The following is a 26,940-nucleotide window of genomic DNA, read 5'->3' on the forward strand; positions in this document are numbered from 1 at the left end:
CCTGTTCATGAAAAAGGCATCGTGGTTTGAATTGTTATAATGTAACATCAAATTCAATCACCATGATGGAACTGCTCATGAACGCGCTGACTTTGCCGGATGTCGCGGCTCAAGCCGCCCGCCAGGCCCTGCCTCTCGAATGGGTGGGGATGTGCGGCATCGCATTACCTGTGTTTATCGAAGGCCAACGTCTGGCTGCCAAAGCGGATGCAGGCGTCAGTCTGGATGATGGAGACGCACGAGGCATTCACATGTCGCGGCTCTATCTGGGGCTGGAAGCGCTGGAGCAGGAGAACCTTTCTCCCGCGCTTCTGCGAAAAGTTCTGCAGCGTTTTCTCGACAGCCACGAAGATCTTTCCGAAGCCGCCTATCTCAATATCCACACAGATTTATTGCTGAGAAGGTCGGCATTGGTCAGTCCTTTGGCAGGATGGAAAACCTACCCCGTCACTGTTTCAGCCCACCTGAAAAGCAAAATGTTCCACGTGGAACTGAAAATGGAGGTGGCTTACTCGTCGACTTGCCCATGTTCTGCAGCATTGGCGAGGCAACTGATCCAGCAACAATTCATCGACGACTTTGCCAACAAACCGCTGCAGCACGCCGACGTGTTGGCGTGGTTGGGTTCGACCCAAGGCATCGTGGCCACACCTCACAGCCAACGCAGTACCGCCCAGTTGCATCTGCATCTGGACGAATTCGTCGACGAACTACCGCTGACGTCCATCATCAACGACGCCGAAGCAGCCCTCGGCACCGCCGTGCAAACCGCTGTGAAACGCGCCGACGAACAGGCCTTCGCCCTCGCCAACGGCCAGAACCTGATGTTCTGCGAAGACGCTGCTCGACGCCTGAATCTGGCCCTGCGTCGTTCACCTGGTATCAGCGAGTTTCACGTCCGAGTCATCCACGCCGAAAGCCTTCATGCCCACGATGCGGTCGCCGAAAGTCACTGGCGCCGGGAGCAGCCATGATTCGTTGCCAGAACATGAGCTGGGGAGCCCCCGGCCAACCGCTTACCGCACCGCTTAACATGAAGTTGGAAAGCGGCAGCTTGACGGCAATCATCGGCGTCAACGGCAGCGGCAAAAGCAGCCTGCTCAAAGTCATCGCCGGATTACAGCGACCGCTGGCCGGCAAAGTCGAACTGGGTGTTCCACGCCAAAGCGGTTTGTCCTTCCTGCCTCAGCAACAGCATCTGGATCGACAGTTCCCGATCAGTCTTCAAGAGTTGGTGGCCGCCGGTTTCTGGGGACGACGACTGTCATCGCAACTCAGGGCCCAGCGTCTCGAATCCGCACTGGAAGACTGGCATCTGAGCGGTCTGGAGCATCGTCCCCTGATGGCTCTCTCCGGCGGAGAACTGCAACGCGCCCTGCTGGCCCGATTGAGTCTGGTCGACACTCCGTTGCTGCTGCTCGACGAACCCCATGCCGCGCTCGACGAACTGGGGCAGAAACTGTTGTGGCAACACCTGCACGCCTGGCATGAGCAGGGACGAACCCTGGTCGTGGTTTGCCATGACCTTGCCGCCGTGCGCCAACACATTCCACAGACCTTGCTGATCAAACAGAGCGGCTGCGCATTCGGCAGCAGCACCGACCTGATCCAGCAAACGCCTCAAACGCAGGTGGCCTGATGCTCACGCTGAGCCATTTATGGCAACCGTTCCACGAGTTCGTCTTCATGCGCCGGGCCCTGCTCGGCGGTCTGGTCCTGGCGTGCAGCACGGCGCCACTGGGCGTGTTTCTGATCCTGCGCCGGATGAGCCTGATTGGCGACGCCGTTGCCCACGGCATCCTCCCCGGCGCCGCGTTGGGGTTCTGGTTCGCCGGGCTGAGTCTGCCGGCGCTGACCCTCGGCGGACTCGGTGCCGGCCTGAGCATGGCCGGACTCGCCGCGTGGATCACCCGCCGCACCGGCCTGCGCGAAGACGCCAGCCTCGCGGCCATCTATCCCATCTCGCTGGCCAGCGGCGTGCTGATTCTCGGCATCGCTGGCAAGCGACTCGATTTGCTGCACCTGCTGTTCGGCTCCGCTTTGGCGGTCGATGGGCCGACCCTCAACGGCATGCTGTGGGTGTCGGCACTCAGCCTGATGGCCATGGCGCTGATCTACAAACCCTTGCTGCTCGACACCCTCGATCCGTTTTTCCTGCGCACGGTCAGCCGACTCGGCCCCGTCGCCCATGGCGTGTTCCTGACGCTGGTGGTGCTCAATCTGGTGATCGGTTTCCAGGCGATCGGCGCCTTGATGGTAGTCGGCCTGATGATGCTGCCCGCCGCCGCGTCACGCTTCTGGAGCCGACGCCTGCCGGTCCTGATTGCCATCGCCGCGCTCATCGGTTGCGCATCGGTATGGCTCGGTCTGTTGCTGTCGTTCTACTACTCGCTGCCCAGCGGCCCGGCCATCGTGCTGGTCGCCGGTGGCGGTTACCTGTTGTCCGTGGTGTTCGGACCGGTGCACGGTCTGTTGCGCCGCCCGCCTTTGCTCACATCCCAATGAGGTGTTTCCCGATGCGCGCTCTACTCGTGCTGTTCAGCCTGATGCTGTCGATGTCGTTATCGGCGGCGGAAAAACTTCCGGTGGTCACCAGTTTCAGCATCCTTGCCGACATGGTGCATCAGGTCGGCGGCGAGCATATCCAGATCACCAACATGGTCGGCCCTGACGCCGATGCCCACACTTACGAACCCACTCCGGATAACGCCGAGGCCCTGCTCAAGGCGAAACTGATCGTCAAGAACGGGCTGGGCTTCGAGCCGTGGCTGGATCGGCTGGTCGCCAGCACCGACACCAGAGCTCCGGTAATCAGCGCCAGTCGTGGCGTGATTCCGCGCTCGCTGGATGAGGACGGCGAAACCGTTCCCGACCCTCACGCCTGGCACAACCTGGCGAACGCCGAGCTGTACGTCGCCAACATCACCAAGGCGCTGATCGCTGCTGACCCGACAAACAAAGCCGACTACGAGCGCAACAGCCAGGCCTACCTGAAACAGATCTACGCCCTCCTCGCCCAGGCGAAAACCAAGCTCGGTTCATTGCCGCCGGGAAACCGCAAGATCGTCACCAGCCACGATGCCTTCGGTTATCTCGGTCAGGCCTACGGCATCGACTTCATGGCGCCACAAGGTCTGTCCACCGAACGCGAACCCTCCGCCGCCGAAGTCGCCGCGCTGATCACCCAGATTCGCCAGGCCAAGGTCAAAGCGGTGTTCATGGAAAACATCAAGGACGCACGCCTGCTCAAACAGATCGCCGACGAAAGCGGCGCACACATCGGCGGCACGCTGTACTCCGACGCCCTCGCCACTAGCGGTCCGGCCAGCACCTTCACCGGGTTGTTCGAATACAACCTCAACACTCTTTACCAAGCCCTGAGCCAACCATGATCCGTAAAAATCCTTCCGGTGATTTGCCGCAGATTGCCGAGTCTGCCTACGTCGATAAAACCGCGATCATCTGCGGCAAAGTCGTCATTGGTGAAAACGTGTTCGTCGGCCCATACGCGGTGATCCGCGCTGATGAAGTGGACGCCACGGGCGAGATGGAACCGATCACCATCGGCGCCAATTCGAACATCCAGGACGGCGTGGTGATCCACTCCAAATCCGGCGCGGCGGTGACCATCGGCGAATTCAGCTCCATCGCCCACCGCTCGATCGTGCACGGTCCATGCACGGTCGGAGACCGGGTGTTCATCGGCTTCAACAGCGTGCTGTTCAACTGCGTCGTCGGCAACGGTTGCGTGGTGCGGCACAACTCGGTGGTCGACGGCCGGGATCTGCCGGACGCGTTCTACGTGCCCTCCACCACCCGCATCGGCCCGGGCACCGACCTCTCGCAATTCCCGCCGGTGAGCGTCAGCGCTTCGGAATTTTCCGAAGACGTGGCGCGCACCAACGTCGACCTGGTGCGCGGCTACAAAGCCCTGCAGAACGAGTTCTGAATCATGAGCAGTGTGTTGATTCGCAATGCGCGGCTGGTGAACGAAGGGCGTGAGTTCGACGCCGATCTGTTGGTCAGCCACGGGCGCATCGTCAAGATCGCCGGCATCATTGAAGGGGAAAACGCGACCCGGGAAATCGACGCCAACGGTCAATGGCTGCTGCCGGGAATGATTGACGACCAGGTGCATTTCCGTGAGCCGGGTGCGCCGGCCAAGGGCAGCATCCACACCGAATCCCGTGCGGCGGTGGCCGGCGGCATCACCAGTTTCATGGACATGCCCAACACCCACCCTGCCACTCTGACTCTCGAAGCGCTGGCCGACAAAAAGCGCCGGGCGGCAATCAACTCGGTGGCCAATTACGGTTTTCACTTTGGTGTCAGTCAGGACAATCTGGACACGGTCGCGGCGCTGAATCCGAGCGAAGTGGCGGGGGTCAAAGTGTTCATGGGCGCGTCCACCGGCAACATGCTGGTGGACGACCCGCACACCCTCGAGCGCCTGTTCGCTGAAGTGCCGACGATTCTGCTGGCCCACTGCGAACACACCCCGAGCATCGAGGCGAATGCCGCGAACCTGCGCGAACGCTTCGGCAACCAACTGCCGCCCGATGCCCACGCGCAGATCCGCAATGCCGACAGCTGCTTTCGTTCATCGTCTCTGGCGGTGGATCTGGCCAAACGTCATGGCACTCGCCTGCACGTCCTGCACCTGACAACGGCCCGCGAGCTGGCGTTGCTCGAAGACAAACCGCTGTCGCAAAAACGCGTCACCGCCGAAGTCTGCCTGCATCACTTGCTGTTCGATGACCGTGACTATCCGAATCTTGGCAACCTGATCAAATGCAATCCAGCGATCAAATCCCAAGCCGATCGTGATGCCTTGCGTCAGGCACTGCTGAGCAATCGACTGGACGTGATCGGCAGCGATCACGCACCGCACACCTGGGCGGAAAAGCAGCAAGCGTATGAACAGGCACCGTCCGGTCTGCCACTGGTGCAACACGCGCTGCCGGCGTTGTTGGAGCTGGTGGCGGATGGCGTATTGCCGATCACCACGCTGGTGGCGAAGACCAGCCACCGGGTGGCTGATCTGTTTGCCATTCCGGATCGCGGTTATTTACGTGAAGGGTATTGGGCGGATCTGGTGTTGGTTCAACCGGAGCCTGGGGGTGTCGCGGTGTCCCGCCAACCGGTTCTGTCGCAATGCGGCTGGACGCCGTTCGCTCAGCGCAGCTTTCGGCATCGGGTCAGCACGACGATGGTGTCGGGGCAGATCGCGTGGCATGACCATCGGATCCATGACAACTGTCAGGGATTGCCGCTGCGGTTCATGCGCTGAAAAAAAACCGCCTCCACTCGATGTGGAGGCGGTTTGATTTACGCTCTCGGTTTGACGGTACCGCAATCCTGCCCCAGCCAGACCGCCCGGGTTTCCAGACTGCCCTTCTGGTTGATCCCGATAGCGTTGAAAGTGCCGTTGGCGACGGTGGTGAACTCACGATCACTGAGGAACGTCGCGACACCAGTGCCCTGGGCTTTCGGGCAACTGAAGCGGAATTTCCACTGGTTGCCGACGCGCTCGGTGATCTGCTGTTTGCAACCCGACTGCGGGTCCGCCAGCGGGATATCGTTGGTTGCTACCTGCTGTGGCGTCAGGCAGGCGCGGATACCCTTGCCACCGATGTTGATCCCCTGCTTCTCCAGTTGCGCCCGCTGCTGCGGGGTGATCTGGCCCTGAATCTGGCCGAGGATCGATTGCACATCCATCACCTGATCATCGACCTTCACATTGCTCGACGTCATTTCCCACAACCCCGGCTGCAGCATTTGCGCCTGAGCAACCACCGGCAAGGCCAAACCCAGGCCCAGCGCCAAACCCAGCAGACGAACGTTCATTGAAAAACTCCTGATCAGTAGTGGCCGTTAGACGCCGGCCGCCTGTTTCGGTTCATGGCGGGCGCTGGCGTCTTGAAAACAAATAGCGACAATCGCCATGGAACATGGTCTGTTAAGCATTGAATCTTCAGGAGCAAGGTTGCCCCATGGATTATTTCGGACCGCACATTTTCGGTTACCTGATCGCCCTGATACACACCCTCGGCTCGATCGCCGCGATCCATGCCGTGTTGACCGTCCGCACCGCCCAAGGCTCGATCGCCTGGGCGCTGTCGCTGATCTTCATTCCCTACCTCACCCTCATTCCTTATCTGGTGTTCGGCCGCAGCACCTTCGATGGCTACATCAAGGCCCGCCGTCAGGCCAACGAACAAATGCGCCTGGCGATTTCCGAGCTCAACTGGCGGCCCTGGGTGGAAGAAGCCCTGACCGCCCGCGCCTCGAATGCTTACGACTCGTTGCGCGCAATGCCGAAGCTGGGGCGCATGCCATGCCTGGCCAACAATGAAGTGCGATTGCTGATCAATGGCGCGGCGACCTTCGAGGCGATTTTCCACGCAATCGACCAAGCGCGGAAAGCCGTACTGATCCAGTTTTTCATCATTCACGACGATCGCCTCGGCCAGCGTTTGCGTGACCTGTTGCTGAAGAAAGCCGCCGAAGGCGTGGTGATTCATTTGCTCTACGACCGCATCGGCAGCCACGCCCTGCCCCACAGCTATGTGCAGGCGCTGCGCGATGGCGGCGTCGAGGTCAAGGCGTTCGCCACCCGCAGCGGCTGGCTCAATCGGTTCCAGGTGAATTTCCGCAACCACCGCAAGATCGTGGTGGTCGACGGGCTGATCGGATTTGTCGGCGGCCACAACGTCGGCGACGAATACATGGGTGAAAAACCACCGCTGGCGCCGTGGCGCGACACTCACGTCCAGGTGCGCGGCCCGGTGGTGGCGTGCATGCAGGAGTCATTTGCCGAAGACTGGTTCTGGGCCGCGCGGTCATTGCCGCCGCTGATCCTGCCGGACGCTTACCCGGATGACGGCGTGCTTTGCCAACTGCTCGCCAGCGGCCCGGCGGATGCCTACGAAACCTGCTCGCTGTTCTTCGTCGAAGCCATCCACGCCGCCGCCGAGCGCGTGTGGATCACCAGCCCTTACTTCATTCCCGACGAAGCCGTATTCGCAGCATTGCGCCTCGCCGTATTGCGCGGGGTCGACGTGCGCCTGTTGCTGCCTTCGCGCCCCGACCATCGCATCGTCTACGCCGCCTCCAGCCTGTATGCGTTCGAAGCGGTGCGCGCCGGCGTGCGGGTATTCCGCTACGAACCGGGTTTCCTGCATCAGAAAGTGGTGTTGATCGACAGCGAGATCAGCGCCATCGGCAGCGCCAACCTGGACAACCGCTCGTTCCGGCTGAATTTCGAGGTCATGCTGCTGACCGTCGACAGCGAATTCGCCGCGAGCGTGGAACAGATGCTCAACGATGATTTCGCCCAGGCCTACGAAGTCGCCAAAGAAGAAAGCCGGGAGATCCACCGCCTGCAACAGGTCGGTATGCGGATCGCCCGGCTGATTTCACCGATTCTCTAGGTTCAAGGGTTGTAGATGTCGTCCCTCGTCCACGGCAGTTCATGGCTGCCGTCGGCATGGGCCTTCACGGCGAGGATCTGGTGCAGGTTGATCCAGCCGCGAGCGAACGCATAAGCGCAGCCCGCCAGGTACAGACGCCAGATACGCAGCGCCTGGTCCGGCACCAGTTTCGCGGCGGCTTCAAGGTTGTCCTCCAGCCGTTCGCTCCAGTGGTCCAGGGTGCGCGCGTAGTGCAGGCGCAGACTCTCGACGTCGACGATCTCCAGACCCGCTTCGCTGATCTCGGCCGAGATCATCGCTAGGTGCGGCAGCTCGCCGTTGGGGAACACATATTTCTCGATGAAATCCCCGGCGCCGCGCCCCACAGGGCGGCCATCGGTGTGCTTGGCGGTGATGCCGTGGTTCATCACCAGACCGCCCTCTTTCACCGCGCCGAACAGGGTTTTGCAGTATTCGGCGAGGTTGGCGTGGCCGACGTGCTCGAACATGCCGACGCTGACCACTTTGTCGAAGCGCCCATCCTGGGGCAGATCGCGGTAGTCAAGCAGTTGCAGTTCGATCTGGTCTTCAAGACCTTCAGCTTTGACCCGCTCACGGGCCAGCGCCAGTTGCTCTTTGCTCAGGGTGATACCGAAGACCTTGGCGCCGAACTCTCGGGCGGCATAACGCGCCAGTCCGCCCCAACCGCAACCGACGTCCAACAGATAGTCGCCGGGCTGCAGGCGCAGCTTGCGGCACAGGTGCCGGAACTTGGCTTGCTGGGCTTGCTCCAGGGATTCGCTGCCGGTTTCGAAATACGCGCAGGAATACGCCATGTCGCTGTCCAGCCACAGCTGGTAGAACGCGTTGGAAAGGTCGTAGTGATAGGAAATGGCTTTGGCGTCGGTTTCCTTGTCATGCACGGTGCGCACCGGCTGACTGTCTTCGTCATCGTCGAGCAGCGCCGTGCTCAACTCATCGCACACCCGGATGACCTCGCTGATCGAGCCCTCCAGTTCGAGTTTGCCCTCGACGAACGCCGCCCCCAGCGCATCGAGACTTGGATGGGTCAACTGGGACACCATCAACGGGTCCTTGACCACGATGGTGACACTGGGCGCCGGGCCCAGATTGAATTCATGGCCGTCCCAGAGTCGCAGGCGTAGCGGAAGCTGCAGATTCTGTAAGGCCGGTGGAAGTTGCGCGAGCATGGAATATCCCCCTGGTTTCAGACGTCTGATCTGAGGGTAGACCATCCTTGAAAATTAGCAGGCTATCGATTTGATAGTCGCCGACTATCAGCCACAGAGGCTGCCACCGCGCTGTCATCCCTGGTTCAGTGCGCCTTCTCAAATGACTGCGAGACCGGCGCACAGTTCGAAAAATGATCAGTCCGGCGCTTTCAGCTTCAGCAGTGGCTCCTGAAATCGCAGCAGGCGTCCGGCGTTGCCCAGCACCAACAGCGTGCTCAGGTTGTGCAGCAACGCGGCGATCATCGCCCCCGCCGCACCGAGCCAGCCGAAGGCGGCGAAAACCACGATGGCCAGCGTCCAGCCCAGGCCGATGATCACGTTCACCTGCAAGGTCCGTCGGCACTGGCGGCTCAGGCGCACACAGGTGCCGAGCCGACGCAGGTCGCTGCCGATCAGCACGATATCGGCGGATGCCAGCGCAATATCCGCGCCGCCCGCGCCCATCGCCACACCCACGACACCCGCCTTCAGCGCCAGCGAATCGTTGATCCCGTCGCCGACCACCATCGGCCGGAAGCCGTTGTCGATTTCCTTGAGCACTCGGTTGAGTTTGTCTTCGGGCAACGCCTGGGCTTCGACTTCGTGCAGGCCGACATCCTTGGCCAGTGTCTGCGCGACGCTTTGCCGGTCGCCGGTCAACAGCAATTGCCGCCCCAGCCCGAGGTCACGCAGTTCACTCAGCGCAAATCGCGCTTCCGGTTTGACGGTGTCGGCCAGCAACAGCCAGGCAAGGAATTCGCCGTTCAGCGCCAGTCCGGCAATCGGGCCGTCGTGTTCGGGGATCGCCGTGGTCGGGATGCCCAACTGCGCAAACAGCTCCGGACGCCCGAGTGCGGCCTCGCCTTGCGCGGTTTTGGCCACTACGCCCAGCCCCTGCCGCTCATGAATATCGGTCAGCACCAGCGCCTCTTCTGCGCTGACCAGTCCGGCCAGCGCGCGGCTGACCGGATGGCTGCTAGCCGCACCCAGGCTTGCAGCCAGCGCCATCACCGACCCGTGATCAGCTCGCGGGCTGTTGATCGACTGTAAGCGCAGCGTGCCGTAAGTCAGGGTGCCGGTCTTGTCGACCACCAGCGAAGTGAGATCGGCCAGCTCCTCAAGGAACGCAGAACTGCGGATCAGAATCCCGTGCCGCGCCGCCACCGCCACCCCGGCAATCGCCGTGGCCGGCGCCGACAACACCAGCGCGCATGGGCATGCCGCCACCAGCACCGCGAGCATCGCCTGCGCATCGTTGGTGATAAACCAGGTCACCGCCGCGAGCAGCAACACCAGCACCATGTAGCTGCCGGCATAACGTTCGAGCAACCGGGTGATCGGTGGCTTGGAGCGTTCGGCGTTCTGCATCAGCGCGATGACCTTGCCGAGGGTGGATTCATCCCCGGTACGGGTCACTTCGATTCGCAGCAGCCCGTCGAGGTTGATCGCGCCGCCGAACACCGCCATGCCGGCACCCGCTTCCACCGGCACCGACTCACCGGTGATCGACGCTGTGTCGAGGCTGGCCTGGCCGGACAAAACCCGACCGTCCGCCGGCACTCGATCCCCGGCGCGCACTTCGACTTTGTCGCCGGCCTTGAGCGTGCCGTTGTCGACTTCGATGATCGAGCCGTCCGCCTGCACCTTGCGCGCGTGGCTGCGGGTCAATTGGCCGAGGGCATGAATCGCTTCCTGGGAACCGATCACACTGCGTTCTTCCAGCACGTGGCCGAAGATCATGATGATCGGCAACAGCGCCGCCGTGAGCAGATCGCCCGTGGCCCAGGCCCCGATCATCGCCAGGGCGATCAACTGGTCGGTGATGCCGTGCAGGCTCGGATAACGCAGGCTGAACCACGCCGAACGCATCACCGGCACCGCGACTAATAAAGAAGCGAATCCGAGCAGCAACTGACTGACGCCCGTCTGTTCCGGCATTAACCAGCGCCAGATCAGCCCCAGACCGAGCAAGCCGAGGGCGAGCATCGCCAAGGTCAACTGGCGGGCGGCGCGGCGTTGTTCGGCCGAGGACAACAGGCTCGGTGCGGTGGTGGTGGCAGTCATTTACTGGCTCCCTGAATGATCAGGCGTGAATCGTCTTTCGGATCGACCGTGGTGACCGAACCGGCCTGACCGAGAATCTTCGGCATCCGCTCGCGGTACAGACGCAAGAGCATTTGCGGGTCCGTGCCCTGCTGTTGCGCCTTGGCCAGGCTCAATACCGTCGCCGTGTCGGCGGAGGCTTTGGCCAGGCGCTCACCGGCCTGGGCGTGGGCGACTTGCAGCGTGCGGTCGGCTTGCTCGTTGGCGGACTGGGTGAGTTTCTCGGCTTCGGTGCGGGCATTGGCGACCGCTTTGTCGGCTTGCTGGCTGGCGGTGAGGACCGCGTTAAACGCGCTCACTGCCGGCTCCGGCAGGCTCGATTGCACATCGACCCGCGCCACTTCGATGCCGATGCCCTGACCGCTCGCCTTCAACTCGGCGAGACGTCGGTTGATGCCTTGCACCAGATCACCGCGCAACCGTTCGCGACGTTCGGCCGCCTGATTGTCAGCGCCGATCAACTCCGGCCGCGCCACCAGAATCGTGTCCAAGTCCCGCGCGGCCGTCAGCGCCACCGCGCTGCGCGTCACCAATCGATCCAGCGCCGGTAGCACATGTTCGCCCTGCAGTACGAAGTCATAGGGATCCGTGACCTTGTAGAACACCCGCACATCCAGCTGCACCACACCCGCATCACCGGTGAGCAAATAACCGGAGCCGGCCAGCGCGTCGCTCAGCGGCGTGGCGAAGGTTGCCACGCGATCCGCCTGCAGGGCCTGATCGCTGCGCAGCAAGTTTTCCACCCTGCGCTCGATCACCCGATCCGCCGCCGGCAACAAAACCACCTGTTCAAACGGCTGCGGCCAGGCCAACAACAACCCGGCATTCTGAATGCGATCCAGCGCTCCGAAATGCAAAACCACCGCTCGATTTTGCGGGTCGATCTGCCGGACATTGGAAAATGCCCAAGCCAATGCCGCGAGCACGGTTACCGCATACAGCGCGAAAAACGCCAGACGTCCCGCTTGAATCCACGGACTGTTCAGCGAATGTGTTCCACGTGGAACTTCATTCATGGCTGCGATCCGCTTTTGTTGTCGAGATTCGGCGGACCGTCGACCAACACCCGGAACGGCGCGGCGTCGGTGCGCAGGATCAGTTTGGTGTCTGGCGAAACGATGGTGCCAAGGGTGTCCAGCGAGCGCAGCAAGTTGTACAGCTGCGGTGAGCCGGCGTAAGCACGCCCGTAAATCTGCGCCGCTTCCACCCGCGATTGGGCTTCGATATCGGCAGCTTTCACCGTGGCATCGGCTTGCACGATTCGCGCATCGCGTTCGGCGGCGGAGCGAATTTGCGCTGCCTCTCGCTTGCCGATGGCCGTGCGCTCGGTGGCGATGGTTTCACGCTCGGCACGCATCCGGTCAACCGTTGCAGTGAGGGTCACCGATGGCAATGTCAGCCGTTCGATACCCACCTGCACCACCCGCACGCCATAAGTGGCGAGCAGTTGCTGATCAATTTGCTGGCGCAACTGCGCTTCGAAATCGGCGATGCGAACCTGACTCGCATCGGTATTCACCAGATTGGCCAGATCGAAACTGCTGGCCGTGGTTTCCAGTGCCGAGCCGACAAACGTCCGGATCTGCCGCGCCGCTTCGTCCGGCTGGTTCTGCACAGCGCGCATGAAACGCTGCACGTTGTCGGGATCGCCCTGCACCTGCCAAGCCACGTACGCCTGAACGATGATGCGCAAACCGTCGCGGGTGCCGACATCCTGCAAGCCGCTGGAGGTCGTGCGCAAACGCAGATCCACCGGAATCGCCGCTTCGAACGGTGCCGGCCAGCGCCAGCTCAGCCCCGGTTCCAGTAACACGCGGGACGGATTGCCGAACCGGGTGATGACCGTGGCTTCACCGGAGCGCACTTGCACCAGGCTCGCCGCCGCGATGGCGAACGCCACCAGCAACGCTGCCCAGCCCATACGTTTCCACGGAAAAGGCCCCGCCTCTTCCGGCGCACCGTGGTGATGGTGATGATGCCCGTGATGGTGATGACCGCCGCCATGAGCATGATCGTGGCCGCTGTGGTCATGGTGATCGTGAGTGTGCGACTGGCTCAATGGGTGGCTCCTGGCTGAGCGGTGGTGCGCGCCGGATCTGCCGGCAGCGTGAACGTACGCAGGTCGATGGTCGGTGCGTTACTGCTGCCGCCCAGGCGATGGTCGAGTACCAACAGTTTGGCTTTGCTCAAACCCTGGCTGAGTTGGCTGAGGTATTGCTCCAGCACGAAGGCCTGGCCGGCGCTGGCGTAGGCCTTTTGTTCGGCGCTGAACTTCAGATCTGCCGCCCGGGCGGTGGCATTGATTTCATGGGCATTGGCACTGGCCTGATCCCGAGCGAGGCTGGCCTGCAACTGCGCCTGGTTACTCGCTTCGGCGGCAGCGCCGCGCTCGCGGGAGATCAACGCCTGAGCGCCGATCTGCGCCGCTTGCACGCTGTGATAGGCATTGGCCGCCCCTGCCGGCGGGTGTATCGCTTCGACCACCGTGGCGAGAATTTCCACGCCGCTGTCGAGTTTCTGCAGATCGCTTTGCACGGCACGGCCGATTTCTTCGGCGAGCCCGATCCTGTCCTCGCCAAGCAATCCGTCGAGGGTACGCGAGGCAAAGTCATGCACCAGAATCCGGCTGGCGGTGCTGCGGATCAGCGTCGGCACATCGGCGCTGTTGTAGGTGGCGGCCAGTGCGGCTTGATCGCTCAGGCCGATGCGATAGACGAAGCGCACGTCCATGTTGACGATCTGAAAGCTCTGCTGATCGCCACGGCTGCTGGCGATAACCTGAGACTTGTCATTGACGTGGCTGGCGTCCCACAAACGGTTCGCGGTGAATGGCGCCGGGCCCTCTGCCGGATCCAATTGCACGGGTGCCGGGTTCTCGCCAACGCTGGTCGCCAATTCATGGACCACGCCGTTTTCAACACTCAGTACACGCCCCAAGGGCCAGGGCAAACCCGCATGCAGCCCCGGCCCGAACACCTGCACCGGTTTGCCGAAACGCTCGTAAATCCCACGGCTTTGCATCGGAATTTCGTGAAGGCCGGTGAGCAACCAGCCCAGCGTTGCCACCAGCACCAACACCGGCAAGAACGCCCGGCGCATGTAACCAAAGGCCCAGATCTGACGCAGATCGATGCCGAAGCGGTTGTGCAATTCGTGCTGCAACGCAAGCAACGGTTGTGGCGGCCAACGCAGCAGATCAGCGACAAAACTGCGCGCCAGCAGCACCGGTTCGAGTTGTTCGCGGCGCGGGCTGAACAGCGACAGCAGCGCACGCAACAGCAACTCCAGGGCAACCAGCCCCGGCAAAATGCCGATCAATACCGCCAGACGCACCGGCCAGATTGCACTGTCACTGGCGAACAACAGGCACAACGCGCCCAGCACCAAACTGATGATTGCCACGCGTGTCAGCTGCGCCAGCGCTCCGGCCTCGGGCCATTGCGCCGGATTTTCCTGGGCCAGCTGTCGCTCCAGCACCAGCAGACCGAACGCCAAAAGCAACGCGATAGCCGCACCGACCGTGGCGGACAACCCCACACCCGCCGCCGGCAGCGTCAGATTCCACGTCTGCTCGAGGCTCAGCAGCACCAGCAACGACCACCCGCCGAGCCACAACGTTGCCGCGCCGATCTGCCCGAGCAGATGCAGACTGCGCTGGCTCATCCGATCCAGCAGCCGCTCGTACCAGCCCTCCGGCGCAGGTTCTTCAGCAGCCGTCACCGGCACCACGGGATTGATCACCCGCGCCCGCCATTGCGTCACCCACCACGCCGATTGCAGCCCCGCCACCAGCACCAGCAACGCCGCGCTTTGATTGACCAGCAGCGCGGGCCACAGCGATTGCGGCGCAAACAGCCCGACAAAAAATGCCAGCACCCACCCTGCCCCGGCCAATGCACCCAGACCGATCGCCAGGCGACGCAAACGCCGGCCCTGCGTTGCCGCTTGCTGAAAGCGCGGCAACCCGGTCACCGGCGTGCCTTCATCCAGATCGACTTGCATATCCCCCCAAACTCTTTGGCTCACTGCACATATCGTTACGATATAACGAAAGTCGTGAAATATTTGTACTCATTTGCATCATTCAAAGATGGGCAACCTGTCGCTTGCCTGAAGCCTTGACCGAAATGTCTGGAAACGCACATATTACGTTCGTAATTTTTAGCACGAACTACTTTTACCGATCCGCATCCTTCAGCCAGGAGTAAGAGCATGAGCAACTATGACGTGGTGATTCTGGGCGGTGGTCCCGGCGGTTATAACGCAGCGATCCGCGCCGGCCAGCTGGGCCTCAAGGCCGCGTGCGTCGAGGGTCGCGCCACGCTGGGTGGCACCTGCCTGAACGTCGGCTGCATGCCGTCCAAGGCGCTTTTGCATGCGTCCGAGCTGTACGAAGCGGCGCTGGGAACGGAGTTCGCCAACCTCGGTATCGAAGTCAAACCCACGCTCAACCTTGCGCAAATGATGAAACAGAAAGACGAAAGCGTGAGCGGCCTGACCAAAGGCATCGAATTCCTGTTTCGCAAGAACAAGGTCGACTGGATCAAGGGCTGGGGCCATATCGACGGCCCCGGAAAAGTCAGCGTGACCGGCGATCAGGGCAGCCGGATCGAGCTGACGGCCAAGGACATCGTCATCGCCACCGGCTCCGAGCCTACTCCCCTGCCCGGCGTGGAGATCGACAACAAGCGCATCCTCGACTCCACCGGCGCGCTGTCCTTGAGCGAAGTGCCCAAGCATCTGGTGGTAATCGGTGCGGGCGTGATCGGCCTCGAACTCGGCTCGGTCTGGCGCCGACTCGGCGCGCAGGTGACGGTGGTGGAATACCTCGACCGCATCTGCCCCGGTGTCGACGGCGAAGCCGGCAAGACCCTGCAACGCTCGCTGAGCAAACAAGGCATCAGCTTCAAGCTGAGCTCGAAAGTGACCAGCGCCACCTCCTCGGCCACTGGCGTACAGCTCAGCGTCGAACCCGCCGCTGGCGGCAGCGCGGAAATCCTCGAAGCCGATTACGTGCTGGTGGCCATTGGTCGTCGCCCGTACACCCAGGGCCTGGGCCTGGAAAACGTCGGCCTGAGCACCGACAAACGCGGCATGCTCGCCAACAAACAGCATCGCACCGAAGCGCCCGGTGTGTGGGTGATCGGTGACGTGACCTCGGGGCCGATGCTCGCGCACAAGGCTGAAGACGAAGCCATGGCCTGCATCGAACAGATCGTCGGCAAGGCCGGTGAGGTCAATTACGAGCTGATTCCCAACGTGATCTACACACGGCCGGAGCTGGCCAGCGTCGGCAAGACCGAAGAGCAACTGAAGGCCGAAGGCCGGGCGTACAAGGTCGGCAAATTCCCGTTCACCGCCAACAGCCGGGCGAAGATCAATCACGAGACCGAAGGCTTTGCCAAAGTCATCGCCGATGAACGCACCGACGAAGTCCTCGGCGTGCACCTGGTCGGCCCGAGCGTCAGCGAAATGATCGGCGAGTTCTGCGTGGCCATGGAATTCAGCGCCTCGGCCGAAGACATCGCGCTGACCTGTCACCCGCATCCAACCCGCTCCGAAGCGTTGCGTCAGGCGGCAATGAATGTCGAAGGGATGGCGACGCAGATGTAAGCACTGTGCGAATACTTCCCGCGCAATGCGGGAAGTATCAGGACGGCAGATGCCCCAGCGGCAATGCGCCGGGCGTTTTCACCGTGTGGATCGCAAAATTGCTGCGGATATCGCTCACCCCCGGCAGCTTCAACAGGCAACCGGTGAGAAAGCGGTCGTAGGCGCGCAGATCCGGCACCACCACTTGCAGCAGAAAGTCCGATTCCCCGGACACCAGAAATGCCGAAATCACCTCCGGCAACGCCGTCACCGCCTGGTGAAACGCCTCGGCCTGTTCATCGTTGTGCCGCTCGACCTTGACCCCGACAAACACCGTCAGCCCCAACCCCACTTCATCACGGTCCAGATTGGCCTGATATCCGCGAATCACCCCGGCCTCTTCGAGCATCCGCACCCGGCGCAGGCACGGCGATGCCGACAGGCCGATTTCGTCGGCCAGTTGTACGTTGCTCAGGCGTCCGTCCCGTTGCAGTGCGGCAAGAATCTTGCGGTCGAAGGCATCCAGTTTCATGGTTGGCAGATCCTGATGGTTTTCGCGGTGAAAGAGCGCAGATTATGCCAATCCAGAGGCCTTTAGAAGCTGACTACGCAACCACCTGCCCTGCCCTTCGGCCCTAGACTGAGGCGACTGAATCGACAACGAAAGGGGTGCGACATGGCAAGTCTCTGGCTGTTTTTCCTGGCGCTGGCAGTGGTCTTTCTGTTGCCCGGCCCGGACATGATCCTGCTGTTGCAGACCGGCGCTCGTCAGGGGCGCGGCGCAGCGCTGGCCACGGCGGTGGGTCTGGCCATCGCCCGAGGCTGTCATGTAGCGCTCGCGGCGTTGGGGCTGGCGGCGCTCTTCAAGGCGGCGCCGTGGACGTTCGATGCTGTGCGGATCGCCGGGGCGGCGTATTTGCTGTGGATCGGCATTCAATGCCTGCGCACCACGCTGTTGCCGGATCTGAACGCCGGCACCGTGACGGACAGTCATGCGCAGTGGTACGCGGCCATCCGTCGCGGCCTGCTGACCAATCTGCTCAATCCGAAAGCGTTGCTGTTCTGTTCGGTGCTGCTGCCGCAGTTCATCGTGGCAAATGGCGCACCGGTGCTGACCCAATTCGCCGTGCTCGGTGCGATGCTGGTGGGCGCAGGTCTGCTGTTCGACAGCGCTTACGCCCTGACCGGCGCCGCGCTGGGCCGCTGGCTGAAACACAGCCCGACGGCCCAGCGGGTGCAGCAGTGGCTGTTCGGCAGCCTGTTGATCGGCTTCGCCGTGCGCCTGACGTTCGCCCAGCAGGCTTAGGCTTTGCGGGCCTTGCGCCGGCGGCGAGTGATCAGCAGCAACGCCACAGCGCTGAAGGCCACGATCGCTCCGATCTGCACCGGCCACTTGTACGGCCGCAGTGTCGAACGCACCGAATCGGTCACCTGAGTGACGTAGCGCTTGTCAGCGTTTTCAAAATCCGGATAAGGGCATTGATGGCCGAAATCCACGGCCCACGGGACGTACGGCCCTTCATCGACATAGCGTTTGTACAACGCACTCTGCTCTTCCAGGCTGCTGTTCCAGCCCGCCGCCGAACACAACACAGCGGCGAACGCCTGGCTGGTGTGCGGCAGATTGTCTGCCGCACGGCTGGCCAGCGCCGTGGCGACAAAACGATAGTGATAACGCTCATCCGGTTGCGCTTCACTGGCCTTCTGACGTTGCACTTCGGCCTCGCTGACCAGCGGCCCGACTTTCAGCTCGGTGTTTTCCAGGCTGTAGTTGCCGCCGAAGGTCGCGTAATCCGGGGCCATTTCGTAGCCCAGGATGTCCATGCCCCACTCACGGGCTGTCCACGCAGCATTGAACAGTGCGCTGGCACGTTTGGTCGGCCACCACGCTGAGTCGGCCTTCAGGCGTTGCTCGCCATAGAGCCGGGCCTTGTTCTGCAGATCGGCATTGTCGAAATAACCGACCGCTTCTTCGTAGTGCCCCTCACGCAACAACCGCCGCCCCAGCAGATTGCGCAGGCTGGCGGCCACCGGCAGCGGCACGTAATTGTCGCGATCCTGCTGGCTCAGCGCGGGCGGTGCCGGCACGTTGGTATCGACATAGTTTTTCAGCTCCTCGACCGTCAGCACTCGCTCAGCCACGGTCGCAGCGTCGAACCAGTAAAGGTGCTGGCTGCGATACAACTGGTCGAAGGCTTGCAGGTACTCGCCACGTTGCAGCGCAAGGATCGCGCTCTCGCCCTCGACCCGGCATTTGGGCTGCACGGTTTCGAGATTCCAGTCGGCGGTACGCCGCTCGCCCCAGGACTCCTCCTGCGGGAACGCTTGCGCAGCTTTCGCATAGGCCGCAGCCGCTGCGTTCCGATCGCCATCGCGCACCGCCAGTTTTGCCCGCAGCCACCACGCCAGACCGCTGTCGCCCGCGTGTTCGAGGAACGCCTTGGCGCTGGCGTAATCGCCTTGCTGATAATTCATCGCCGCCAGGCGATCAGCGTTGTCGAGGCTGCCTCGGGTACTCGCTTGCAGCGCTTTGACCAGCTTCTTCTCGTTCGGCGGTTCATCGCCGAACGACCAGCCAATGCGGCTAATCAGCGAGGCGGTCACCAGTTGCTGCACCGCTTCGCCGCGCAGCAATTTCGCCAGCCGATCTTCGGGCTCCTCGGCCAGTTCGTTCATCAACTGCTTCAGCGAGGTGTAACCGACGTTCGAGCCGTGCAGGTTCTGCGCGGCATAGAGCTTGATGGCGTTGTTCCAGTCACCCGCCATGCGCAGCGCCCGCGCCTCTTCGCCAAGGCTGGCCACGCCGAGTTCCAGCGGATCGCTGAAACCGTCGATGCTCAGCTGCCGCGTCTGACGGAAGGCGTCGATGGCGTTTTCCAAGGCTTCGAGCGCATCGCCCGCTTCGCTGCTCATGGCAAAGAACGCCCGGCCCAGCGAATACGCGGCCCAGGTGCTGCGCAACCCACGCTGATCGGCCGGCAGCGCCAGCAACTGGCGGAAATACTCGACCGCCAATTGATGGTCACCGGCGCCGAACGCCACGGCGCCCGCCACATACAGGCGCAGTTCCGCCGGCAGGCTCGCGCCCTGCACGTCGACCTGACGCGCGTCGGTCAGGCTGCGCAGGCGTTTGACCAGCGTTTGCTGTTCAGGGGTCAGGCCGATCTGCTCGGCCTTGTCGCGCACCTCGGCGGGCTCTGGCGTCTCGGCGTAGATGTCATCCGGATTGTGGGTGGCGGCGGTGACGTTCTTCAGCCCGGCGATGGTTTTGCCGAGGCGACTGATCTCGAACCTGAAGTTGCCCTCCGGCATTTGCGCCAGCGATTGCCCGCGATCGTCGAGCAGGCGCATCGGGAAGTCCGGGCCACAGGCCAGCGCCGAGCCCAGCGGCAGGCTGAGGCTCAGGCAAAGCAGATGGCGGGGCCAGTTACGGGTCAACATGCGAACCTCCTTGATCAATATTTGCGCAACGTGCCCAACCGATCGCACGCTGCCCGCCTGCCGGCAATCGGCCGTCGCGCAGGCGGGTGAAGGTAAGCAGATCCGCCGTCTGTTGCAACGCATAACCGGCGAGCGCGTCAGCGCCTTCGCAGCCCCGGGCCTTGACGGTGATGCGGGCGGGCCAGGCGCTGTCGAGGTTACCGACGTTACGCAGGGCAATGTCTTGCAGGCCATTCTGTTCGGTAAACACCACGCCGAGATGGCTGCTCAACGCATCGCCTCGGGCGACCGCACGCAGCGTGCTCAGGCTCCAGGCTCGGCGGTCGTTAGCCAACGGCAGACGAAACCAGATCAGGCCGGCCAGATGCGCCGGTCGATCCTCGCGTAACTCATTTGCCAGCCGGCTCAGTTGTTGTGGATCGGCAAGCAATTCGCGGCGCTGGCCACCCCGTTCGAGCGGTACTTCGCTTTCCACCACCGGAGCGCCATCGACATCCGCCAACAGCGCCACGCCATAGGCCGGCAGCGCCAGATAAAACGGTTTGTCGGTCACTCGCCCCCAGGCCTTGGCCCAGCGCCGCGCCTGTTCGGAGTCGAACAGACCGCGACGCGGATCGCTGACGGCATGCACCTGCAACACACTGCTGTCGACGGTCGCCAGCAACGCCGGCAATTGCGGACTGTCGAGCCAGGCAGGTAACGCAGTGATGCTCAGGGGCAGATTGGCCGGCAATGCCGTACGCAAGTGAGCAAGGAATCCGATGTAAGCAGGCAGGCGGGCATTGCCGGCGTCATGGTCGATCTCGATCCCGGCCAGGGTAAGTCCCTGACCTTGCCAGTCAGCAAGCACTTGGAGGATCTGCGCCGTGACCGCTTGCGGGTCGAGCGCCTTGAGCTGGCCGTCGAGGCGAATCACCGCGATCAACGGCCGGGCATCGCGTCTCAGCAACGCAGAATCGACGCGTGCCCGACTCCATCCGGCATTCGGGAACGCCTGCAACGCCAAGACCCGCAACGTCGAAAAGTCGTTGCGACTGTCATTCAGGGCAAGCTCATGGGCCGGCGTCCATTGCCGTTGCCAGACGTAAAGTTGCTGATCGAGTGGCACTGCGTCCTGTCGCTCACAAGCACACAGCAACAACACAGCCACCAGGGCGGACCACCCGATGATAAAGCGCATACCTTGCAGATCCCTGAGACATCAGGCTGCAAGGTTACACAAAAGCGTTCAGGGCTTGCGGGCAATGATGACCTGACTTTTCGCCACCACCGCATCCAGCGCCTGCTTGATCTGCGCGCCGCGCGGCGAGTCGAGCACCGCTTGCCAGGTATCGGCCCAATGATTGAGCAGCGGATGATCCGGGTTGCTGAACTCGACCTTCGCTTCCCAGAACAGCATCATCCACATCGACCAGTAAAAGCCGTACTGGCTATGGCTGATGATCTCGAGTCCCGCCTCGCTGACCATCGCCTTGAACTGCTCTTCGCTGATGATGCGAATGTGGTTGGGCTTCTGGAAATACTCCGGCGCGGCGATGTCTTTTTGCAGGTCTTCGGAGCTGGGGTGCGGCACGCTCAGCAAATACAGCGCGCCCGACTGACCGACGCGCACCAGTTCGGCAAGGAACTGCGCCGGGTCGTCGACGTGCTCGATGACTTCAGTGGACACCACGCGAGTGGCCGTTCCATCGGCGATCGGCAGCGGATTGCAGTCGGTCACATGGCATTCGACGCCACGCGCCGGCGTATCGCTCAGGCGCTGGCGAGTCGCTTCGACCTTGGCGCCGTCGATGTCGGCAATGATGATCTTCGCCCCGCGCATGCCGCAGAAATGCACGTTGCCACCGTCGCCACAGCCAACGTCGAGCAAGGTGTCATCGGCGGTCACGGGGAAGCCTTTGAACAGCTCACCGGTTTGCTGGTTGAACCAGCCGCTGAGCATCGCGTCGTGCAGGCCGAGCATGTAAGGGTCGACCTTGTCGGCGACCGGTGCGACAGCGTGTGCGGGGGCCGGAGCCGCCGTGAGTTTTTTCAGAAGGCTCAGCATGAGGTGGCTCCAGGGGACGAGACGACGGTTCGCGAAGTGGCGAGGCGTTTCACCAGCGTGGCGCCTCGATTGCGCATGGGCATTTCGATCAAGCGGTAATTGAGTTCGCTGAGCAGCACGATCAGGCCACCGGCAATCAGCAGTGTCAGGATCGGATGTCCCGCCGGGCTCGGTAGGCCGGCGCCCTGCAAACGAAAGATCAGTTCTCGCACCAGTTGATAGGCCGGGATGTGAATCAGATAAATGCCGTAGGAGCGGCTGCCGATCCAGGCCATCAGTCGTTGCAGCCTGCCGGCCGGCAGCAGGTAATCGCGGTCGTACGAAGCAATCCACACCAGCACGGCGCTGAGCACGGCGATCGACCCGATGCGGTAACCGGCGAAGGTGAAACGGTCGGTGGCCATGAAGCTCAGCAGCGCTCCGAGGCCGATCAGCGCGAACACTCCGGCCCATGGCCGCCGCAGGAATACCGGCTCCCAACGGCGATAACCCGGCTGCACGCTCCACATGGCCAACAGCACACCCAGCGCCAGCGCATCGGTACGAATCACCATCAGCAGCGGCGTGCGCACCGTGAACAATTGCACCGCCACCAGCGCCAGCAATGCCCACACCAGATACTTGCGGCACAGCATGATCACAAGCGGGAACAACAGGTAGAACTGCTCCTCCAGCGCCAGGCTCCAGTAGACAAAACTGCTGCCGTATTCGTAATGAAAGAACGCATCGGCAAAGCGGAAGTTGGCGTACTGCAGTACCCCGGCCAACGTGGCCTGGACGTTGGCAGACCACGTCCCGAACGCGCCTGATCGATTCAGAAACACGCACGCCAGCAGCATCAACGCCAGCCACAGCCAGGCCGAGGGCAACAGACGAAACGCCCGACGCAGCCAGAAATTGCGCGTCTGCTCCCAGTATTCCTGGCGATTGCTGCAACCGCGCAGCGCCGGGATCAGGCTGCGGGCAATGACAAACCCCGAGATCGCAAAAAACAGGTCAACGCCCCACCATGGCTGCGCCCAGGTATGGATCCTTTCAAGCAGCGGCACCGGGTCGGTGAACAGGCTGCCCTGCAGGTGATGAAACAGCACGCCGAGTACAGCGACAGCGCGCAGCACTTCGATGTCCATGATCCGCTTGCCGCTCATGACACAGGTCCTGCATCGAGCGGTTTGCGGGCGATGATCACCTGACTCTTGGGCATGAACCGGTCGAGCATCTGCTTGATCGCCAATCCATCGGGCTGCGCCAGCAAGTCCTGCCAGGTTCTGGCCCAACTCTCCATCAACGGTGGATACGGCGCCTGGATCCGGTCGCGCACGGCACCGCCCAGGTCACGTCCTGCAGCCCGTTCGCTGGCCCAGAAAAAGATCATGCTCATGACCCAGAAAAATCCCGTGGCCTGACGATGCTCAATCACCAGACCGGCATCCTCAACCAATGCCGCGAAGCGCTCCGGGGTGAAGATCTGCACATGATTGGGTGACTGGTAATAACCCGCCGGGGCAATGCCCTGCTGCAAATGCTCGCCCACCGGCGCCGGCACACTGAGCAGGTACAGCGCACCGGGACGGCCCATGCGTACCAGCTCGGCCATGAACGGCTCGGGATGATCGATGTGTTCCAGCACTTCCATGCACACGACCTTGCTCGCACAGCCGTCGCTCAGCGGCAATGGCAGGCTGTTGCTGACCAGACCGAGACTGGCCTTGCGGCTCTGCGCTTCGACTTGTCGGGCGAGGTCGCGCACCTTGTCGTGTTCGCTGTCGGTGAAGATCACCGAGGCGCCCTGGCGCACGGCGAACAATGTTGCCACGCCCTCGCCACACCCCACGTCGAGCAGGGTGTCGTCCGCGTTAATGACAAAGCCCTTGAGCAACTGACCACTGTCGCCGTGAAACCAGCCGTCGAGCATGGCGTCATGCAGACCCACATCCCTGGGCGACACGCCCGCGGCAACCGGTTCAGGCACGGATACCGGCGCCGGATGCGCAACCGGACGCAAACGCCTCAGCCATGCGCGGATCATGTGCCCGTGGCTTCCGTTGCAGCGGCACCACGGTGCTCGTGTACCTGAGCGAGAAAATCGCGCAACCGCTGCTCGGCCACCGCCTGACTGCAGAACGCCTGCAGGCTGGCAACGGCCTGCGCCGACATCTGCGCATAGCGCCCGGGATCGTTCTTCGCCACCTCATAGCTGTCGCGATAGGCCACACAGACCGACGCCCAGTTGGTCATGTAGCGCAACGTGCGGAACGCCTTGCGCGGATCGTGAGGCCAGGCGGTGAGTTCATCGGTGGACTCGACCAGGAACGCGTTGTCGGTGCTCAGATAATCGATCATCGCCGTGGTCCGCGGCGCCACGGCCGGCTTGCCGCAGGACATGAATTCCATCAGCGGCAGGCACTGGCCCTCGCCGTAGGACGTGTTGACCACGTACCGGGTGGCCTGCACCAGACGCTCGTAGTCCGCGTCCGCGAGGTAGCCATAAATCAGCACGATGCGGCAGCGGTAGGACTGGTTTTTGTACAGGTGATGAAGAATGTCGCCGAGCGCTTCTTCGGCATCGTGGTGCGTGAGCTTGAGCACCAGCGTCGCGTCTTCGACCTCGCGAAACGTCACGCAGAATGCGCTGAGCATGTCTTCCCAGTTCTTGCGTCCGTCACCGGGATTGAACACCGATGTGTAGACGACACCGTCCAGCAGCAGCTCCTGCTCGCGCGCCGGCGCCTGGAAATCGATGCCCTTGCCACGGCGCAGGTGTTTCGGGCCGAACGCGTCGAGATCGAGCTGACGACTGTCGGCGACCAGCCCTTTGATCGTCAGGCGCACCGGCCCTGTCGAGGGCTGCCCCTGAAGCTGCGAGCCCCGGGCTGCAAAGCGATCCCACACCGGCGCGGGCACCGCGACAATCGGGTAATGGGCGCCCATGGCCTCGCGCACCGCATTGACCGTGTAGGTGGAATGGGTGATCGCCGCGCCGCAGGCCCGGAGCACCGTGCGCCAGTCATTGCGCGGCTCGTTGTCGAAGGGTTCGTTGGGGATGGTGCTGAATTCCCAGGCGAACACCGGCAGCGTCGGACACGCCAGGTGGATCGGCGTGCGGTGCGGCGGCGAGAACGACAGGAACACGCACGGCTCGCCACGGGCCAGGCATTCCAGATACAGCGCATCGACTTCGCGCGCCGGGTCGACGACCTCCAACACACGACCAAGGCGTTCGAGCACCGGCCGGTATTCCTTGAGGACGAAGTAATAGCTGTACTCCGAACGCCCGAGGTTTTGCGCGATGGTGTGCTGGTTGGTTTCCGAATGAATGATGATCAGCATGAGGCGTTGTCCGTCACGGGGGCGGCATCGGCAGCCAGCGGAACCAGGCCGAAAAAGTCCGCCATGCGCCGCTGCACCGGAGCAAACGCGCAGTAGTCGTGCATGCGTTCGACAGCGGCGGCAGACATGCGCGCGTACTCCTGCGGCTGCGCCTTGGCCATCCGGTAGCTGTGCTCATAGGCGCTTTTGAGCGAAGCCCAGTCCGGCCGGTAGCGCAGGGTGCGGTAAATGATGCGGGTGTCCTGGGGCCAGATCGTCAGCTCTTCGCTGGACCGGACGACGAAGGCCACGGTGTCGTCGATGTAGTCTTCCATGGCCGTGTGATCCGGGGCGATCACCGGTTTGCCGCTGGACATGAACTCCATCAGCGGCAGGCACAGCCCCTCGCAGCGTGAAGCGTTGACGTAAAAACTGGCCGCCTGGTAGAGCCGCGCGTATTGCGCATCGTCCAGATAACCGTGCATTACCAGCACCCGGCAGGCGAACGGTGTCAGTTGTGCGAGCAGGGTCATCAGTTCGCTGTAGTAGGACGCCAGATCGTTCTGGGTGATCTTCAGCACCAGCGTCGCGTCAGGCGTTTCGCGAAAGGCCCAGCAGAAGGCGGTAACCAGATGATGCCAGTTCTTGCGGCCGTCCCTTGGGTTGAACACCGTCACGTAGATCACGCCTTCCACCGTGGTCTCGACCACCGAGGACGTGTCCGGCAGATCCAGCGGCGGTGGCTCGGCCACGGCCACCGCATGCGGAGCGGCAATGGCCGGCAGGCGTTTCTCGAGCCAGGCGTGTGTGCGATCCGACAGCAGATCCTGCACACCTTCCCAGTACCAGTGGTGCAGGTATTTCACCCGTTCTTCACCCGCCCCCAGCCTCCACAGGCGCAGATAATGACGGGCAATGACCAGGCGGCGTTTGAACGTCAGCGGTGGCGGGCGCAGTGCCTCGATTTCAGCCAGTTGTTCGGCGGTCAGCGGTTTGGGCAGCAAATCGTCGGCAGACAGTCCCAGCGTGCGGCTGTCGAAAATGCAGCCCTTGATGGCCAGGGTCGCGCCGGGATTGATCGGCGCACTGACATGCTGCTCACGAATGGCGGCGAAGTTTTCCCACAAGGGCGTCGGCAGCACGAGTACCGGAAAGTTCTCGCCCATGGCGCGGCGAATCGCGCGGGCGGTGTGGCTCGACAGCGTGATGACCCGTCCCTGTCGGGCGAGCATCTGCGTCCAGTCGTGGCGCGGATCATCGTCCCATGACTCATCGGGGATCGAGTCGAACTCCCATGCGATCACGCAGATCGTCGGGCATTCAAGATCGGTCGGGGTATTTTGTGGCGGCGTGAAGGACAGGAAAACGCTGCTTTCACCGGCGGCGAGCAGTTGTCGGTAGAGTGGATCAACCTCGGCGCTGGTGGACACCACATGCACTCGCCCCAGGCTTTCCAGCACCGGGCGATAGGCCTTGAGCACAAAGTAGTAGCTGTATTCGGGACGCCCAAGACTCTGGCTGATGGAGCGGTCGTTGACGTCCGAGTAGAGAATGAAATTCATGGCATCCCACGGTGCAACCGCCATCCCGGCAGCTTCACGCTATGACGGCCGGGCGTCGGATCGAACCGGCATCAGCGCGGTTCGTCCTGCATCATCGGGCACGTCTCTGTTCTTGTTTTAATGGTCGGTTTTACCCTGTCGCACGATCCTTGCGAGCAGCCGCCGGGGATCGCGACGAGGGGCATTCTAAACACATCCGCCGCGCATTCGGGAACCGCCGGGCGAGAAAAAACCGACTACGC

General features: G+C 62.5%; 23 protein-coding genes. 9 read left to right on the forward strand and 14 right to left on the reverse strand.

The annotated features are described in order from the left end of the window. The first annotated feature begins 77 nt into the window (after window positions 1–77). From folE2 to CAF76_RS06480, 6 genes are read left to right on the forward strand one after another with little or no spacing between them, the layout of a single operon-like run. Entirely contained in the window at window positions 78–974 is an 897-nt protein-coding gene (gene folE2 / locus CAF76_RS06455) for a GTP cyclohydrolase FolE2 (RefSeq protein ID WP_064600558.1), read from the forward strand. Next, window positions 971–1,639, forward strand: a complete 669-nt coding sequence (locus CAF76_RS06460) for a metal ABC transporter ATP-binding protein (RefSeq protein ID WP_085647121.1) — start codon at window positions 971–973, stop codon at window positions 1,637–1,639. The genes folE2 and CAF76_RS06460 overlap by 4 nt, the downstream gene beginning before the upstream one ends. After that, a complete protein-coding gene (locus CAF76_RS06465; protein WP_085612445.1) occupies window positions 1,639–2,505 on the forward strand; it encodes a metal ABC transporter permease in 867 nt (288 codons plus the stop codon). Before CAF76_RS06460 ends, CAF76_RS06465 begins: the two co-directional genes overlap by 1 nt. Before the next feature lie 11 nt (window positions 2,506–2,516). Then, window positions 2,517–3,392: a metal ABC transporter substrate-binding protein gene (locus CAF76_RS06470; protein ID WP_085647122.1), complete on the forward strand. Its 876-nt coding sequence runs from the start codon at window positions 2,517–2,519 to the stop codon at window positions 3,390–3,392. After that, on the forward strand, window positions 3,389–3,949 hold the full coding sequence (locus CAF76_RS06475) for a carbonate dehydratase (RefSeq protein WP_011336655.1): 561 nt from the start codon (window positions 3,389–3,391) through the stop codon (window positions 3,947–3,949). The genes CAF76_RS06470 and CAF76_RS06475 overlap by 4 nt, the downstream gene beginning before the upstream one ends. A gap of 3 nt (window positions 3,950–3,952) precedes the next feature. Next, window positions 3,953–5,290 carry a dihydroorotase gene (locus CAF76_RS06480; protein WP_085647123.1) on the forward strand — a complete coding sequence of 446 codons (1,338 nt, stop codon included), beginning with the start codon at window positions 3,953–3,955 and terminating at the stop codon, window positions 5,288–5,290. Between the two features lie 38 nt (window positions 5,291–5,328). On the opposite strand, the gene CAF76_RS06485 is transcribed toward CAF76_RS06480, so the two are convergent. Then, entirely contained in the window at window positions 5,329–5,847 is a 519-nt protein-coding gene (locus CAF76_RS06485; protein ID WP_039765036.1) for a DUF3617 domain-containing protein, read from the reverse strand. 146 nt (window positions 5,848–5,993) lie between these two features. Between CAF76_RS06485 and cls the strand changes: the two genes are divergently transcribed. Further along, complete coding sequence (gene cls, locus CAF76_RS06490; RefSeq protein ID WP_085647124.1) at window positions 5,994–7,433, forward strand: cardiolipin synthase; 1,440 nt, start codon at window positions 5,994–5,996, stop codon at window positions 7,431–7,433. Between the two features lie 2 nt (window positions 7,434–7,435). Here the strand turns inward: cls and cfaB are convergent, their stop codons facing one another. The 5 genes from cfaB to hflK (CAF76_RS06515) all read right to left on the reverse strand — a co-directional run bounded on the left by cfaB (window position 7,436) and on the right by hflK (CAF76_RS06515) (window position 14,749). Then, window positions 7,436–8,623 carry a C17 cyclopropane fatty acid synthase CfaB gene (gene cfaB, locus CAF76_RS06495; RefSeq protein ID WP_085647125.1) on the reverse strand — a complete coding sequence of 396 codons (1,188 nt, stop codon included), beginning with the start codon at window positions 8,621–8,623 and terminating at the stop codon, window positions 7,436–7,438. A gap of 177 nt (window positions 8,624–8,800) precedes the next feature. Next, window positions 8,801–10,708 (reverse strand): heavy metal translocating P-type ATPase, encoded by a 1,908-nt coding sequence (locus CAF76_RS06500; RefSeq protein WP_085647126.1) that lies wholly within the window; start codon window positions 10,706–10,708, stop codon window positions 8,801–8,803. Further along, on the reverse strand, window positions 10,705–11,763 hold the full coding sequence (gene hflK / locus CAF76_RS06505) for a protease modulator HflK (protein ID WP_064600576.1): 1,059 nt from the start codon (window positions 11,761–11,763) through the stop codon (window positions 10,705–10,707). The genes CAF76_RS06500 and hflK (CAF76_RS06505) overlap by 4 nt, the downstream gene beginning before the upstream one ends. Next, window positions 11,760–12,806, reverse strand: a complete 1,047-nt coding sequence (hflC, locus tag CAF76_RS06510) for a protease modulator HflC (protein ID WP_085647127.1) — start codon at window positions 12,804–12,806, stop codon at window positions 11,760–11,762. The genes hflK (CAF76_RS06505) and hflC overlap by 4 nt, the downstream gene beginning before the upstream one ends. Continuing rightward, window positions 12,803–14,749, reverse strand: coding sequence for a protease modulator HflK (gene hflK, locus CAF76_RS06515; RefSeq protein WP_085647128.1), 1,947 nt, complete (start codon window positions 14,747–14,749; stop codon window positions 12,803–12,805). The genes hflC and hflK (CAF76_RS06515) overlap by 4 nt, the downstream gene beginning before the upstream one ends. A 210-nt stretch (window positions 14,750–14,959) precedes the next feature. Between hflK (CAF76_RS06515) and lpdA the strand changes: the two genes are divergently transcribed. Continuing rightward, entirely contained in the window at window positions 14,960–16,360 is a 1,401-nt protein-coding gene (gene lpdA / locus CAF76_RS06520) for a dihydrolipoyl dehydrogenase (RefSeq protein WP_064600586.1), read from the forward strand. A gap of 37 nt (window positions 16,361–16,397) precedes the next feature. Here lpdA and CAF76_RS06525 read toward each other — a convergent pair whose 3' ends face one another. Then, window positions 16,398–16,871: an Lrp/AsnC family transcriptional regulator gene (locus tag CAF76_RS06525; protein WP_085647129.1), complete on the reverse strand. Its 474-nt coding sequence runs from the start codon at window positions 16,869–16,871 to the stop codon at window positions 16,398–16,400. A gap of 144 nt (window positions 16,872–17,015) precedes the next feature. Between CAF76_RS06525 and CAF76_RS06530 the strand changes: the two genes are divergently transcribed. Continuing rightward, window positions 17,016–17,645 (forward strand): LysE family translocator, encoded by a 630-nt coding sequence (locus CAF76_RS06530; protein WP_085647130.1) that lies wholly within the window; start codon window positions 17,016–17,018, stop codon window positions 17,643–17,645. On the opposite strand, the gene CAF76_RS06535 is transcribed toward CAF76_RS06530, so the two are convergent. The 7 genes from CAF76_RS06535 to CAF76_RS06565 are packed head-to-tail and all read right to left on the reverse strand — an operon-like array spanning window position 17,642 to window position 26,698. Further along, window positions 17,642–19,780, reverse strand: a complete 2,139-nt coding sequence (locus tag CAF76_RS06535) for a hypothetical protein (RefSeq protein WP_085647131.1) — start codon at window positions 19,778–19,780, stop codon at window positions 17,642–17,644. The genes CAF76_RS06530 and CAF76_RS06535 overlap by 4 nt on opposite strands. Then, a complete protein-coding gene (locus tag CAF76_RS06540) occupies window positions 19,767–20,960 on the reverse strand; it encodes a DUF3142 domain-containing protein (protein ID WP_085647132.1) in 1,194 nt (397 codons plus the stop codon). Before CAF76_RS06540 ends, CAF76_RS06535 begins: the two co-directional genes overlap by 14 nt. Before the next feature lie 48 nt (window positions 20,961–21,008). Continuing rightward, window positions 21,009–21,827 carry a class I SAM-dependent methyltransferase gene (locus tag CAF76_RS06545; RefSeq protein ID WP_064379692.1) on the reverse strand — a complete coding sequence of 273 codons (819 nt, stop codon included), beginning with the start codon at window positions 21,825–21,827 and terminating at the stop codon, window positions 21,009–21,011. Next, window positions 21,821–22,975 carry an acyltransferase gene (locus CAF76_RS06550; RefSeq protein ID WP_085647133.1) on the reverse strand — a complete coding sequence of 385 codons (1,155 nt, stop codon included), beginning with the start codon at window positions 22,973–22,975 and terminating at the stop codon, window positions 21,821–21,823. Before CAF76_RS06550 ends, CAF76_RS06545 begins: the two co-directional genes overlap by 7 nt. Further along, entirely contained in the window at window positions 22,972–23,856 is an 885-nt protein-coding gene (locus CAF76_RS06555; RefSeq protein WP_085647134.1) for a class I SAM-dependent methyltransferase, read from the reverse strand. Before CAF76_RS06555 ends, CAF76_RS06550 begins: the two co-directional genes overlap by 4 nt. Continuing rightward, entirely contained in the window at window positions 23,853–25,157 is a 1,305-nt protein-coding gene (locus CAF76_RS06560; RefSeq protein WP_085647135.1) for a glycosyltransferase, read from the reverse strand. The genes CAF76_RS06555 and CAF76_RS06560 overlap by 4 nt, the downstream gene beginning before the upstream one ends. Next, complete coding sequence (locus tag CAF76_RS06565; protein ID WP_256579598.1) at window positions 25,151–26,698, reverse strand: glycosyltransferase; 1,548 nt, start codon at window positions 26,696–26,698, stop codon at window positions 25,151–25,153. The genes CAF76_RS06560 and CAF76_RS06565 overlap by 7 nt, the downstream gene beginning before the upstream one ends. Between the last annotated feature and the right edge of the window lie 242 nt (window positions 26,699–26,940).

The sequence above is a fragment of the Pseudomonas sp. B40(2017) genome (assembly GCF_002112855.1).
GTDB classification, from domain to species: domain Bacteria; phylum Pseudomonadota; class Gammaproteobacteria; order Pseudomonadales; family Pseudomonadaceae; genus Aquipseudomonas; species Aquipseudomonas pharyngis.

Coding starts and splice junctions, on each gene's coding strand:
- folE2 (WP_064600558.1), top strand. CDS start 78: ATGAACGCGCTGACTTTGCCGGATGTCGCGGCTCAAGCCGCCCGCCAG.
- CAF76_RS06460 (WP_085647121.1), top strand. CDS start 971: ATGATTCGTTGCCAGAACATGAGCTGGGGAGCCCCCGGCCAACCGCTT.
- CAF76_RS06465 (WP_085612445.1), top strand. CDS start 1,639: ATGCTCACGCTGAGCCATTTATGGCAACCGTTCCACGAGTTCGTCTTC.
- CAF76_RS06470 (WP_085647122.1), top strand. CDS start 2,517: ATGCGCGCTCTACTCGTGCTGTTCAGCCTGATGCTGTCGATGTCGTTA.
- CAF76_RS06475 (WP_011336655.1), top strand. CDS start 3,389: ATGATCCGTAAAAATCCTTCCGGTGATTTGCCGCAGATTGCCGAGTCT.
- CAF76_RS06480 (WP_085647123.1), top strand. CDS start 3,953: ATGAGCAGTGTGTTGATTCGCAATGCGCGGCTGGTGAACGAAGGGCGT.
- CAF76_RS06485 (WP_039765036.1), bottom strand. CDS start 5,847: ATGAACGTTCGTCTGCTGGGTTTGGCGCTGGGCCTGGGTTTGGCCTTG.
- cls (WP_085647124.1), top strand. CDS start 5,994: ATGGATTATTTCGGACCGCACATTTTCGGTTACCTGATCGCCCTGATA.
- cfaB (WP_085647125.1), bottom strand. CDS start 8,623: ATGCTCGCGCAACTTCCACCGGCCTTACAGAATCTGCAGCTTCCGCTA.
- CAF76_RS06500 (WP_085647126.1), bottom strand. CDS start 10,708: ATGACTGCCACCACCACCGCACCGAGCCTGTTGTCCTCGGCCGAACAA.
- hflK (WP_064600576.1), bottom strand. CDS start 11,763: ATGAATGAAGTTCCACGTGGAACACATTCGCTGAACAGTCCGTGGATT.
- hflK (WP_085647128.1), bottom strand. CDS start 14,749: ATGCAAGTCGATCTGGATGAAGGCACGCCGGTGACCGGGTTGCCGCGC.
- lpdA (WP_064600586.1), top strand. CDS start 14,960: ATGAGCAACTATGACGTGGTGATTCTGGGCGGTGGTCCCGGCGGTTAT.
- CAF76_RS06525 (WP_085647129.1), bottom strand. CDS start 16,871: ATGAAACTGGATGCCTTCGACCGCAAGATTCTTGCCGCACTGCAACGG.
- CAF76_RS06530 (WP_085647130.1), top strand. CDS start 17,016: ATGGCAAGTCTCTGGCTGTTTTTCCTGGCGCTGGCAGTGGTCTTTCTG.
- CAF76_RS06535 (WP_085647131.1), bottom strand. CDS start 19,780: ATGTTGACCCGTAACTGGCCCCGCCATCTGCTTTGCCTGAGCCTCAGC.
- CAF76_RS06540 (WP_085647132.1), bottom strand. CDS start 20,960: ATGCGCTTTATCATCGGGTGGTCCGCCCTGGTGGCTGTGTTGTTGCTG.
- CAF76_RS06545 (WP_064379692.1), bottom strand. CDS start 21,827: ATGCTGAGCCTTCTGAAAAAACTCACGGCGGCTCCGGCCCCCGCACAC.
- CAF76_RS06550 (WP_085647133.1), bottom strand. CDS start 22,975: ATGAGCGGCAAGCGGATCATGGACATCGAAGTGCTGCGCGCTGTCGCT.
- CAF76_RS06555 (WP_085647134.1), bottom strand. CDS start 23,856: ATGATCCGCGCATGGCTGAGGCGTTTGCGTCCGGTTGCGCATCCGGCG.
- CAF76_RS06560 (WP_085647135.1), bottom strand. CDS start 25,157: ATGCTGATCATCATTCATTCGGAAACCAACCAGCACACCATCGCGCAA.
- CAF76_RS06565 (WP_256579598.1), bottom strand. CDS start 26,698: ATGAATTTCATTCTCTACTCGGACGTCAACGACCGCTCCATCAGCCAG.